General features: G+C 74.0%; 14 protein-coding genes. 3 read left to right on the top strand and 11 right to left on the bottom strand.

Annotated features, from left to right (window positions below; genetic code table 11):
- Positions 1-55 precede the first annotated feature (55 nt).
- On the bottom strand, positions 56-250 hold the full coding sequence (locus D476_RS0123920; protein WP_017626448.1) for a hypothetical protein: 195 nt from the start codon (positions 248-250) through the stop codon (positions 56-58).
- 216 nt (positions 251-466) lie between these two features.
- Positions 467-1129: an HAD family hydrolase gene (locus D476_RS0123915; RefSeq protein WP_017626447.1), complete on the bottom strand. Its 663-nt coding sequence runs from the start codon at positions 1127-1129 to the stop codon at positions 467-469.
- A 192-nt stretch (positions 1130-1321) separates the two neighbouring features.
- Between D476_RS0123915 and D476_RS0123910 the strand changes: the two genes are divergently transcribed.
- On the top strand, positions 1322-2518 hold the full coding sequence (locus D476_RS0123910) for an acyl-CoA dehydrogenase family protein (RefSeq protein WP_017626446.1): 1197 nt from the start codon (positions 1322-1324) through the stop codon (positions 2516-2518).
- 29 nt (positions 2519-2547) lie between these two features.
- On the opposite strand, the gene D476_RS0123905 is transcribed toward D476_RS0123910, so the two are convergent.
- A complete protein-coding gene (locus D476_RS0123905; protein WP_017626445.1) occupies positions 2548-4218 on the bottom strand; it encodes a glycoside hydrolase family 3 protein in 1671 nt (556 codons plus the stop codon).
- 123 nt (positions 4219-4341) lie between these two features.
- Entirely contained in the window at positions 4342-5211 is an 870-nt protein-coding gene (locus D476_RS0123900; RefSeq protein WP_017626444.1) for a polysaccharide deacetylase family protein, read from the bottom strand.
- An 89-nt stretch (positions 5212-5300) separates the two neighbouring features.
- Here D476_RS0123900 and D476_RS0123895 point away from each other — a divergent pair, with 89 nt between their 5' ends.
- Positions 5301-5732 carry a MerR family transcriptional regulator gene (locus D476_RS0123895; RefSeq protein WP_017626443.1) on the top strand — a complete coding sequence of 144 codons (432 nt, stop codon included), beginning with the start codon at positions 5301-5303 and terminating at the stop codon, positions 5730-5732.
- Here the strand turns inward: D476_RS0123895 and D476_RS0123890 are convergent.
- The 7 genes from D476_RS0123890 to D476_RS0123860 form a co-directional block, all read right to left on the bottom strand.
- The gene (locus tag D476_RS0123890) at positions 5701-6141 is read right to left on the bottom strand and encodes a VOC family protein (RefSeq protein WP_017626442.1); all 441 of its coding nucleotides are present in this window, start codon (positions 6139-6141) and stop codon (positions 5701-5703) included. The genes D476_RS0123895 and D476_RS0123890 overlap by 32 nt on opposite strands.
- A 140-nt stretch (positions 6142-6281) precedes the next feature.
- The gene (ptsP, locus tag D476_RS0123885) at positions 6282-7976 is read right to left on the bottom strand and encodes a phosphoenolpyruvate--protein phosphotransferase (protein WP_017626441.1); all 1695 of its coding nucleotides are present in this window, start codon (positions 7974-7976) and stop codon (positions 6282-6284) included.
- A complete protein-coding gene (locus D476_RS0123880; protein ID WP_017626440.1) occupies positions 7976-8233 on the bottom strand; it encodes an HPr family phosphocarrier protein in 258 nt (85 codons plus the stop codon). The genes ptsP and D476_RS0123880 overlap by 1 nt, the downstream gene beginning before the upstream one ends.
- A 19-nt stretch (positions 8234-8252) precedes the next feature.
- Positions 8253-8933 carry an HAD family hydrolase gene (locus D476_RS0123875; RefSeq protein WP_017626439.1) on the bottom strand — a complete coding sequence of 227 codons (681 nt, stop codon included), beginning with the start codon at positions 8931-8933 and terminating at the stop codon, positions 8253-8255.
- Complete coding sequence (locus tag D476_RS0123870) at positions 8924-9376, bottom strand: PTS sugar transporter subunit IIA (protein ID WP_017626438.1); 453 nt, start codon at positions 9374-9376, stop codon at positions 8924-8926. The genes D476_RS0123875 and D476_RS0123870 overlap by 10 nt, the downstream gene beginning before the upstream one ends.
- A gap of 60 nt (positions 9377-9436) precedes the next feature.
- Positions 9437-9673, bottom strand: a complete 237-nt coding sequence (locus D476_RS0123865; RefSeq protein WP_017626437.1) for a glucose PTS transporter subunit EIIB — start codon at positions 9671-9673, stop codon at positions 9437-9439.
- 150 nt (positions 9674-9823) lie between these two features.
- The gene (locus D476_RS0123860) at positions 9824-10867 is read right to left on the bottom strand and encodes an SIS domain-containing protein (protein ID WP_026123806.1); all 1044 of its coding nucleotides are present in this window, start codon (positions 10865-10867) and stop codon (positions 9824-9826) included.
- 160 nt (positions 10868-11027) lie between these two features.
- On the opposite strand from D476_RS0123860, the gene D476_RS0123855 reads away from it, so the two are divergent.
- Positions 11028-11765: a GntR family transcriptional regulator gene (locus D476_RS0123855; RefSeq protein WP_017626435.1), complete on the top strand. Its 738-nt coding sequence runs from the start codon at positions 11028-11030 to the stop codon at positions 11763-11765.
- The last annotated feature ends 10 nt before the right edge of the window (positions 11766-11775 follow it).

The raw sequence follows: 11775 nt of genomic DNA, 5'->3' as shown, positions 1-11775 counted from the left end.
GAAACCCCGGGGAGCCAATGGCGGCCGTCCTTCTCGCACGGGGCCCGGTAGGTCTTCACCGGTCCTCGACCTCCTTGATGATCCGGCGGGCAGTCGGTTCCGCGATGTCGGCACGGCGGGGGACGGCGTACCGGAAGCCGTTGACGCTGTAGATGCCATGCCGACCGCCGTGCCGCACGAACACCAGCGTCGCCCCCTTGTCCGCCGCCGCCTTGCGCAGTGCCCCAGTAGCTTCCGCCGCTTCAGGCATGTCTATGTTCCTGGGCAGGATGCGGCTAGCGAAAGAGACAACTCCATCGTCCACGCCATGGAGATGTCGGACATCTCCCCTGACACCTTCCCGATGGGAGCGGATCAGCTGCGGGCCGTGAGCACGCCCGAAACGGCTGCGGCACTATCGGGACCGGCCTTCTGCGCCCGGGCCCCGGGCCGGTGCAGGCACACCCGGCCCGGGGCTCGGGCGTGGTCAGGTCCTCGCCGGGTGGAGTTCGGCGCCGAAGGCCTCGGCGAGGAGGGTCCGGGTCGTGGCGGGGTCGGTGTGCAGGATGCCGGTCATCCCCAGCTCGATCGCGGCCGCCACGTTGTGCTCCAGGTCGTCGATGAACACGCACTCCTGCGGCCTCAGGCCGCCGCGTTCGGCGGCCATGCGGAAGATTTCCGGCTCAGGCTTGCGCATGCCCACCTCGCCCGAGATCACCACCGCGTCGAAGACCTCGGCGAACCGCTCGCGCGGGTAGCCGTTGCCCCACGAGTTCGACAGCAGCGCGGTGCGCACGCCCCGGTCGCGCGCCAGGCCCAGCACCTCGTACATCTCCTCCACGGGGTGGAACGCGGAGAACATCCGGGAGATGAGCCCTTCCGCGGGGACCGGGCCGCCGTCCACCAGGCGCAGTTCGGCGGCGAGCCGACGCTCGAACTCGGGGACGGGGATCTCCCCGCGCTCCAAGGCGTGGATGGCGTTGCCGCCGCCGTCGGTCTCCCGCAGTCCGGCGAACCACTCCCGCATGACGGCGCGGTAGTGGTCGCGGTCGATGCGGTCGGCCTCCAGCCATGCGTCGATGGTGGGGCCCAGCGGGTCGGTGAGCACCCCGCCCCAGTCGGTGATGATGCCGCGCAGTGCGTGGGGCATGCGATCGCCTCCTCCGCCCCGGGGGTCTGCGGTACCGGGGGACCGGCATTCTTCCCCGCCGACCGCCCGCGAACCCTTCCGGCACCCCGGAAAGGCCCCGGAAGGGGCGCAGGAGGGGGACAGGAGGGCCCCGGGGAAATCATCCGCCACCGGAAGATACCGACCGGTCGGTGAAGTGGCATACTCGACACCATGGACTTCGGACTCAGCCCCAAGGCCCGCGACCACCTGACCCGCCTCGAAGAGTTCATGGACGCCTGCGTCTACCCCGCCGAGCCCGAGTACCGGCGCTGGCGCGCCGAGGCCGGGCCCGACGACCACCGCCTCCCCCCGGTCATGGAGGAGCTCAAGGCCGAGGCGCGCAAGCGCGGCCTGTGGAACCTCTTCCTGCCCGACGTCGGCGGGCTGAGCGTCTCCGAGTACGCCCCGCTCGCCGAGGTGACCGGCCGCTCCCCCCTCGCCCCGCAGGCCCTCAACTGCTCGGCGCCCGACACCGGGAACATGGAGGTGCTGCACATGTTCGGCACCCCCGAGCAGAAGGAGCGGTGGCTGGAGCCGCTGCTGGAGGGCCGGATCCGCTCCGCCTTCGCGATGACCGAGCCCGACGTGGCCTCCTCCGACGCCACCAACATCGCCACGTCGATCGTGCGCGACGGCGACTCCTACGTGGTCAACGGCCGCAAGTGGTGGATCAGCGGCGCCGCCGACCCGCGCTGCGCGGTCTTCATCCTCATGGGCAAGACCGACCCGGACGGCCCGGTGCACCGGCAGCAGTCCATGATCCTGGTGCCCCGGGACACCCCGGGCGTGGAGATCGTGCGCGCGCTCCCGGTCTTCGGCTACCAGGACCAGGAGGGCCACTGCGAGATCCGCTTCACCGACGTGCGGGTCCCCGCGGAGAACCTCATCTCCGGCGAGGGCGACGGCTTCATGATCGCCCAGGCCCGGCTCGGCCCCGGCCGCGTCCACCACTGCATGCGGGCGCTGGGCGTGGCCGAGCGCGCGCTGGAGCTGATGGTGGACCGCGCGAAGAACCGCGTGGCCTTCGGCGCCCCGCTGGCCGACCAGGGCGTGGTGCAGCAGCAGATCGCCGAGTCCCGGCTGGCCATCGACCAGGCGCGGCTACTGGTCATGAAGACCGCCTGGCTGATCGACGAGTACGGCGCCAAGGAGGCCCGCAACGAGATCGCGGCCATCAAGGTCGCCGCGCCCCGCGCCGCTCTGGAGACCGTCGACCGCGCCATCCAGGTGCACGGCGGCGCCGGTGTGAGCGACGACGTCCCGCTGGCGCTGATGTACGCGCACACCAGGGCGATGCGCATCTTCGACGGCCCCGACGAGGTCCACCTGCGCTCGCTGGCCAAGCGGGAGCTGAAGAAGCGGTCCTGAGCCCCGCCGATCCCGGGGACGGGGCGCGCTCAGTACGACAGGCCGTCGCCGTACTCCATCCCCGTCTCCGGGATCGGGACGGGCAGCTTCCCCTTCGGGCCCACCTCTCCGGCGATGGCGCGCGCCGCCGCCGTGCGGGACACCGGGACCGACGAGTACACCGCCAGGTAGGCGTCGACGCCCTCAAGCGCCTGCAGGTCGTACGGCGTCCCCTGGGCCACCACGGCCACCGGGGCTCCCCCGGACGCCGCCTGCTCGACGGCACGGCGCTGCTCGGCGTCGCCGCGCGCCCCGTCCGTGCCGACCACCACCAGGTCGGCGCCGGACGCCGTGCCGGTGGTCCGCACGCCCAGGTCCTCCAGCGCCGCCGAGATCTCCTCGGCTCCGACGCCCTGCACGGCGACCTGGGCCCCCTCGCCCACCGGCAGCGCGCCGCCCTCGTTGCGCAGCAGCGTCACCGACGCGTCGGCCAGGTCCTGGGCGGCCTGGGCGGTCTCGTCCGAGGAGAAGACCTCCTCGGCCCCGTCCGGGTCGACCGGCTCGGCGTCGAGGATGCCGCGCTTGGCCTTGAGCTCAAGGATTCGGCGCACGGACTCGTCCAGCCGGTCCTCACCGATCCTGCCCTCCTCCACCGCCGAGCGGACCGCGGTGAACGCCGCCTGCGGGTCCGGCGGCATCAGCAGCTGGTCGGCCCCGGCCTCCACCGCCCGGACCGCCACCTCCCCGTCGTCGTGGGTCTGGCGCACGCCCTCCATGTTCAGGGCGTCGGTGGTGACCACCCCGTCGTATCCCAGCTCGTCGCGGAGCACCCCGTCGATCACCTGCGGCGAGAGGGTGGCCGGTTCGCCCGAGTCGTCGAGCGCGGGCATGACCACGTGCGCCGTCATGATCGCGTCGACCCCGGCCTCCACCGCGTCGGCGAAGGGCGGCAGGTCGTCGCGCTCCCAGTCGGCCCGGTCCTTGTCGATGACGGGCAGCCCCGTGTGGCTGTCGGTGCCGGTGTCGCCGTGCCCGGGGAAGTGCTTGACCACGGGCACCACGCCGCCGTCGGCGAACGCCCCGGCCTCGGCGGCCGCCATCTCCCCCACCAGCCCCGGGTCGGCCCCGAACGAGCGGATGCCGATCACCGGGTTGTCGGCGTCGGTGTTCACGTCGGCGACCGGCGCGTAGTCGAGGTTGATCCCCACCGCCGCCAGCTCGGCGGCGGTCGCCGAGGCCAGGGCCTGCGCCTGCCCGGTGTCCCGGGTCGCGCCGACCGCCATGGCGTCGGGGAAGCGGGTGCCCTCCTCCAGCCGGGCCACCATGCCCTGCTCCTGGTCGACGCCGATCATCAGGGGCACACCGGCCCCCTCCTCGGCGGCCGTCTCCTGCAGTCCGTTGGAGAGCGCCGCGATCTCGGCCCCCGAGCCCAGGTTCTCGGGGAAGTAGATGAGCCCGCCCGGCCGGTAGTCGGCGAGGGACTGGGCGTTCTCCTCCGGGGTGGTGCCCGCGACGGTGAGCACGAACAGCTGCCCCACCTTGTCGTCCAGGGACATCTCCCCCAGGACGGCCTCGGCCCGCTCGGCCGCCTCGGCGTCGGTGGCCGGGGGCGCCGAGCCGCCGCCCTCAGCGCCTCCGGGCCCGCCGGACCCGGACGTGCAGGCGGTGGTGAACAGCAGCAGGCCCGCACCGAGCGGCGCGAGGCGGCGGAGCGCGGACATGGCGTCTCTCCGGCGTGGTCGACGGGAACGGTCGGCGGGGGACGTGCGGGCCGGGGACGTGGCATGGGCCCGCGGATGGACTGTACCGCCGCCGCCGGCCCGCACCGCCCCCGCTCCGGCGCGTCACCCGGTCGGCGGCACCGTCCGGGCGTAGTGCTCGGCGATCTCGTCGCTGGTGGCCAGCCACACCCCGGGGTGGTTCGCGACGTACTCCAGGGCCTGGTCGAGGTAGGTATGCCGGAAGGCCTGGCCGATGACGAACGGGTGCAGCGCCAGCGCCATGACGCGCCCGCCGTCGGCGGCGTCCTCGTAGAGCTGGTCCAGCTGGTCCCTGACGATCCGGACGAATTCCGGTCCGCTCAGGCTCTTGCCGAGGAACAGGCCGATGTCGTTGAGCTCCACGGAGTAGGGCACGCTCAGCATCCCCGGCACCTTGAGCCGGTAGGGCTGGTCGTCGTTGGTCCAGTCGAGGACGTACTCCAGGCCCAGCTCGGCGAGGAGCTCCGGGGTGCGGAAGGACTCGGTGAGCGCCGGCCCCATCCACCCGCGGGGCCGCCGCCCGGCGGCCTTCTCGATGGTGCCGACGACCTCGGTGAGGTAGGCCCGTTCCTCGTCGGGCTCCACCTCCTGCTGGAGGACGGCGTTGTTCTTGCCGTGGGCGAGCCACGCCCAGTCGCGCTCCCGCCCCGCCTCGATGATCTGCGGGTAGTGCGCGGCGACGTCGGAGTTGAGCAGCGCGCTGGCGCGGATGCCGTGCCGGTCGAGCGCGCCGAGCAGGCGCCAGAACCCCACTCTGGGGCCGTAGTCGCGCCAGCCGTAGTTCAGCGGGTCGGGCACCAGGTGGGAGGTCCCCGGGAAGGTGCTGGTCGAAGGGGCGTCGACCGGGTAGTGCTCGATGTTCAGCCCGACGTAGAAGGCCACCCGGGCGCCGCCGGGCCAGTGGAGCGGCTCCCGCTCGGTGATGGGGCTGTAGTCGAAGAGCTGCTGGTCCATCTCGGATCCCCCTCGCATAGGGCGTTGCGGCTTTCGGGGGCTATGCTCGAACACTCACACATGTGTGAAGGTCAAGCGGGCGGGGGGCCATGCGTATCGGAGAGCTGTCGCGGCGCACCGGCACCTCGCGCCGACTGCTGCGGTACTACGAGGAGCAGGGGCTGATCGCCGCCGATCGCGCCCCCAACGGCTACCGCGAGTACGACGAGCGCTTCGTCGACCGGGTCCTGCAGATCCGGGGGCTGCTCGGCGCGGGGCTGCCGACCAGGATCATCCGGCAGATCCTTCCGTGCCTCGACAAGCCGCGGACCATCTACTTCCCCGACGCCACACCGGAGATGCTCGCGACCCTGCGCCGCGAACGGGACCGGATGACCGAGCGGATCGGCTTTTTGACCCGCAACCGGGACGCGATCGACGCCTACCTCGACGCGGTGCTCGCCTACGGCGGGGGAGACGGCGCCGGGGACGGCTCCCCCGCCGACGGGCTCAGCCGAGAGGCTGGGCCAGGGCGACGATGACGCCCTCGGGGCCGGTCATGTAGCAGAGCCGGTAGGCGTCCTCGAAGTCGGCGATCTCGCCGACGAGCTCGCCGCCGTGGCGGCGCAGGCGCTCCACGGTGTCCTCGATGTCGTCGACGGCGAACATGACGGTGCGGATCCCCATCGCGTTCGGCTGCGCGGGCCCCGGGTCGGGGACGACCGCCTCCGGCCGGCGGTACCTCGCCAGTTCGATCTTGCCGCCGCCGTCCGGGGTCCGCAGCATGGTGATCTCCGACCGCATGCCCTCGATCCCGACGACGCGGCCCGCCCAGTCCGCGTCGATGGGCATCGACCCCTCGACCTCCATGCCCAGTTCGACGAAGAACGCCGTGGCCGCCTCAAGGTCGCCGACGACGATGCTGACGTGGTCCATCCTCTGAATCGCCATGAGGCGACCGTAGAGGGCGCCTACGACGTTCCTCCGGGAGGACACGTGACACGTCTTTCCGGGGAACACACGGGGCCGCCCACCGGTTCGGTGGGCGGCCCCGATCGCCGGTCCGGCACCGCCGGATCCGGGACGGCCTCCTACAGGCCCAGCTCGGCCACGCCGGGCAGGGCCTCGCGGGCCGCGCGCTTGGCCTCGTCGGCGCCCGGGGCGTCCAGGGCGGCGTTCGCGGCCGCCCTGCACTCCTCCAGGGTCGCGCGGCTCAGCGCCGCACGGACCAGCGGAAGCGCGGACGCCCCCATCGACAGGGTGGTCACCCCGGCGCCCACCAGAACGCACGCCAACAGCGGGTCGGCGGCGGCCTCCCCGCACACCCCGCACGGGCGGTCCGCCGCGGCGGCCGCGCGCGCCGTGGCCGCGATCAGCTCCAGCACCCCCGGCTGCCAGGGGTCCTGGAACCGGCCCAGCCCGCCCGCCTCGCGGTCGGCCGCGCAGGCGTACTGGGTCAGGTCGTTGGTGCCGATGCTGAAGAAGTCCGAGCTGCGGGCCAGGTGGCGCGCGCCCAGCGCGGCCGCCGGGACCTCCACCATGACGCCCGCGTGCTCGATCCCGGCCTCCCGCGCGCGCTCGGCGAACCAGGCGGCGTCCTCGGCGTCGGTCACCATCGGCGCCATCACGTTGAGCACCGCCGAGGCGCCGCTCGCCGCCTCGGCCAGCGCAGAGAGCTGGGAGGTGAGCATCTCCGGGTGGCGGCGCATCATCCGCAGGCCGCGCACCCCCAGGGCCGGGTTGGGCTCCTCCCCCGGCGGCGGCAGGAACGCCAGCGGCTTGTCCGCCCCGGCGTCCAGGGTGCGCACCACGACCTTGCTCCCGGCCCCGAACGCGTCCAGCACGGTCCGGTAGGCCTCCACCTGCTCCTCGTGGCCGGGGGCCTCGCCCCGGTCCAGGAACAGGAACTCGGTCCGGTACAGGCCCACCCCTTCGGCGCCGTTCTCCAGCGCCGCCGGGAGGTCCTTGGGCCCGCCGATGTTGGCCAGCAGCGGCACCCGGTGGCCGTCGGCGGTGGCGCCGGGCCCGCCGCTGCCCGCCGCCGCGGCCTCGCGGGCCGCCTGGCGGGCGGTGGCGCGCTCGACCTGCTCGGCGGTGGGGTCGGCGACGACCACGCCGCCGGTCCCGTCGACGAGCAGCTCGGTGCCGTCGGCGATGCGGTCGGCCGCCTCGCCCGCGACCACGGCGGGCAGCCCGAGGGAGCGGGCCAGGATCGCCGAGTGGCTGGTGGGCCCGCCCTCGCGGGTGACGAAGGCCAGCACCCGGGACGGGTCGAGGGTGGCGGTGTCGGCCGGTGCCAGGTCGGCGGCGACCAGCACGAACGGGGTGTCGGACTCGGGCACCCCGGGGACCGGCACGCCCATCAGCCGGGCGACGATGCGGTCGCGCACGTCGTCCAGGTCGGCCACCCGGGCGGCCATGTACTCCCCGGCCGAGGCGAGCATGTCCCGGTACACGGCGAAGGCGTCGGCGACCGCGCGGGCGGCGGCCGTTCCCTCGCCGACGCGGCGGCGCACGTCGTCGGCCAGGGCCGGGTCGCGCGCCATCAGCGCCTGGGCCGACAGCACCTCCTGGGCCTGCCCTCCGGCGCGCTCACCGCGCGCGGACAGGTCCTGCGCGGTGGCCTCCATCGCCTCCAGCGCGTGGGCCGCCTCGGCCCCGGCGTCGCCCTCGTAGCCGCCCGCGGGCGGCTCGGGCACCGTGCGGGCCAGGCGCAGCGCCGGGCCGTGCCCCACGCCGGGGCTGACCCCGGTCCCCTCCAGCACCTCGCCTGCGGACCGCCCCATCAGGCGGCACCGGCGATCTCGGCCAACCTGTCGAGCACCGTGTCGGCGTCCTCGCCGTCCACGCGGATGGTGATCTCGTCACCGTGCCGCACGTCCAGGCCCATCACGGCCAGGATGCTCTTGGCGGAGACGGGCGCGCCGTCCCCCTTGGCGACGGTCGCCTCCCCGGACGCCTTCGAGGCGGCCTCGACGAACATCGCCGCGGGACGGGCGTGCAGCCCGACCTCGGATTCGACTTTCACGCGGCGCTCTGCCACAGCTGGCTCCTCTGTTTCCTCATGCCTTGGCTCGGCCGGTCCCGGCGGGCGGGGGCCAGCCCACTTCGGTCAGGTGGTCGACCACCAGGTCGGCACCGGACAGTGTCTCGCGGGCGTGTGTGGTGGTGATCCCCACCACGCCCATCCCGGCCCTGCGGCCGGCCTCCACCCCGGCGGGGGTGTCCTCGAAGACGGTGATCCGCTCGGGCGGCACCCCCAGGATGCGCGCCCCGGCGAGGTAGCCCTCCGGGTCGGGCTTGCCCGCGGCCACGTCGGCGGCGGTGACCAGGCCGGTGAACAGCTCGTCGATCCCGGCCATGGCCAGCGCGGTCCGCGCCCACTCGCGCCCGGCGGAGGTCACCAGGGCGACCGGCACGCCGCGGGCGTGCACGGACTGCACGAACTTCACCGACTCGGGCAGCACCTCCACCGGCGGCAGGTCCGGCGCGGAGCCGATGCGCTGCAGCTCGACCAGGAGCACGTCCCAGGACACCCCGGGGAACAGGGAGGGGTCCTCGGCGATGACGTCGGGCCCGCGCCGCCCCATGAAGCGGTGCAGCACCTCCCGGTCGTAGGGCCGGTTGTGCGCCTGGAGCAGGCGCGCCCAGACCTCCATGGACCGCGGTTCGCTGTTGACCAGCGTGCCGTCCAGGTCGAACAGGGCCCCGCGCCCGGCGGCGCCCTCCGCGCTCACCGCCATGCGAACAGCACGGTGGCCCCGGCCTCGACCGCGCCGGACTCCACCGTGTCCAGCACCGTGTCCTTGGGGGCGTCCAGGGCGACGACGGGCACCGCCGGGGAGCGGCCGCCCTGCTCGACGCCGGCGGGGTCCCAGCGCACCAGCGGGGCGCCGGCCTCGACCGCGTCGCCCTCGGCGGCCAGGGTCTCGAACCCCTCCCCCTTGAGGTCGACGGTGTCGATCCCCAGGTGGACCAGGACGCCCTTGCCGTCGGCGCCCGCGATCACGAAGGCGTGCGGGTGCAGCTTGACGACGGTCCCGGCGATGGGCGCCACCGCGGCCTGCGGGGCGCGCTCCGGGTCGATCGCGGTGCCGGGGCCGACCATCCCCTGGGAGAAGACGGGGTCGGGGACGCCGGCCAGGCCGGTGGCGGTCCCCGGTACGGGCGAGAGGACTTCGAGCATGGTGGGCACCTCCCGGTGCGGGGCGCGGGCCGGGTGTGCGGCCCGCGCCGGGTGCGGATGTCAGTCGAGGATGTCGTTGATGTCGTCGGTGAGCGCGTCGGCCTCCGGGCCGACCACCACCTGCACGACCTTGCCCTGGGAGAGGACGCCGTGGGCGCCGGCCGCCTTCAGGGCCGCCTCGTCCACCTTGGACGGGTCCTCCACCTCGGTGCGCAGGCGCGTGATGCACGCCTCGATCTCGGTGATGTTGTCGGCGCCGCCGAGCCCGGCGACGATCGCGGCTGCCTTGTCGGCCATTGTGGTTCCTTGCCTTCTTCGAGGTTCCGGCGGGCCGCCCGCGCCCGCGGGCGGTCGGGGACCGGCGCGACCTGCCGGTCCAAGCAGAGCTTAAGCCCGCGCGGCGTGCGGGCCGAAGTCCCCGGACCCGGTCCGCCCGCCGCCCGGGCGTCAGGAGGTCTGGGTGACCTTGCCCAGGCCGCGGGGCGCGTCCGGGTTGTAGCCCAGGCGGCGGGCGAGCCGCTCGGTGAGCAGCTGGGCCGGGACGATCAGCCCGATGGGGGCGGTCCACTCGGGCATGTCGGGCCCGGGCAGGGCCAAGTCGCAGGCGGAGGCCAGGGTGGAGCCGCCGCCGATGCCGTAGACCGGGGCCCCGGCCGAGGAGACCCGCTCGGCGAGGGCGGCGGTGCCCGGCAGGGTCGGCCCGGAGTCGGCCGCCACCAGGATCGCGGGGGTGTCCCGGTCGACCACGGCGATGGGGCCGTGCAGCAGGTCGGCGTAGGACAGGCCCATGGCGTGCAGGTAGCAGGCCTCCTTGAGCTTGAGGGCGGCCTCCAGCGCGGTGGAGAAGGCCATGCCGCGCCCGGAGATGACCGCGCCCTGCACCGGCGCCAGCCGCTCGGCCAGCTCGTCGGCCCCGTCGCCGGGGGCGGCCAGCAGCTCCTCGATGGCGTCCGGGACGGCGTTCAGCTCGCCGGGGTCCAGGTCGGCGCCCAGTCCCAGGGCGAGCACGGCCAGCGCGGCGAGCTGGGTGGTGTAGGTCTTGGTGGCGGGCACCGCCAGCTCGTCCCCGGCCCGGGTGACCAGCGCCAGGTCGGCGGCCTCGGCCAGCGGCGAGCCCTGGCCGTTGGTGACGGCGACGGTGCGGGCGCCGCAGTCGGCGGCCCAGGCCATGGTGTCGACGATCTCCTCGGTGCGGCCGGACTGGGAGATCGCCACGGCGAGCACCCCGTCCAGGTCGACCTTGGAGCCGTAGGTGGTGGCGATGGACGGCGAGGCCAGGGTGGCCAGCCGCCCGGCGTGCGCCTGCAGCAGGTAGGAGCCGTACACCGCGGCGTTGTCGGAGGACCCGCGGGCGATGAACAGCACCTGCCGGGTGGCGCGGCCCAGGTCGCCCAGGGCCCCGGTGAGCGGCGTCAGGTCGTCCAGGGTGCGGCGCAGCGCAGCGGGCTGCTCGGCGATCTCGGAGCGCATCACGCTCGTCGTCGTGGTCATCAGGCATCTTCCCCATCGCTGGTGCCGCCGGGAGGCGCCGGCGCCCGTGTTAATCGCTGATCGGCCGGGAACGGATCGGCACATCGACGATGTACTCTGGTCTAGTCCGGCCTATACCAGTCATACCAGAACGTCCCACCAGCGAACAGGCGAGACGATCATGATCGACCCCACGAGCCCGGTGCCCAAGTACGCGCAGCTCCGGGACCTGCTGCTGGACTGGATCGACGAACACGGGCTCGCCGTCGACGACCCGATCCCCTCCGAGCGCGAGCTCGGCGGCCGCTACGGGCTCTCCCGGATGACCGTCCGCCAGACCGTGGACGTGATGGTCTCCGAGGGCAAGCTCTACCGGGTGCCGGGCAAGGGCACCTTCGTGGCCCGCCCCAAGATCGCCATGCCCCTCGAGCTGGCCTCGTTCACCGAGGATATGCGGGCACGCGGGTTCACACCCGGATCCCGCGACCTGGCGCGCCGCACCTCCCCGGCCTCCGCGCACACCGCGCGGCTGCTCGACCTGCCCCCCGGCGACCCGGTCCTGCACATCGAGCGGCTGCGCACGGCGGACGGCGAACCGATGGCGGTGGAGCGCACGACGCTGCCGCTGGCGCCGCTGCCCGGCCTGGAGCGCGTCGCCCTCGCCGACCGCTCCCTCTACCGGATCCTGGAAGAGGAGTACGGGATCCTCCTCGACTCGGGCGAGCAGACCATAGAAGCAGGGATCTGCGACCCCGCAGACGCGAAGCTGCTCGGGCTGGCCAACAACAGCCCGGTGCTGTCCATGCAGCGCCGCAGCTTCTGCAAGGGGGTCTGCATGGAGCTGGCCGTGTCCAGCTACCGCGCGGACCGCTACCAGTTGCACTCGCGTCTGGACCCGCGGCGCCCCGCCGGCGGCTGAGCCGCCGACG

Origin of the sequence: Nocardiopsis chromatogenes YIM 90109, assembly GCF_000341185.1 — a bacterium.
Lineage (GTDB): Bacteria > Actinomycetota > Actinomycetes > Streptosporangiales > Streptosporangiaceae > Nocardiopsis_A > Nocardiopsis_A chromatogenes.
This window is presented reverse-complemented; position numbering and strand designations above follow the sequence as displayed.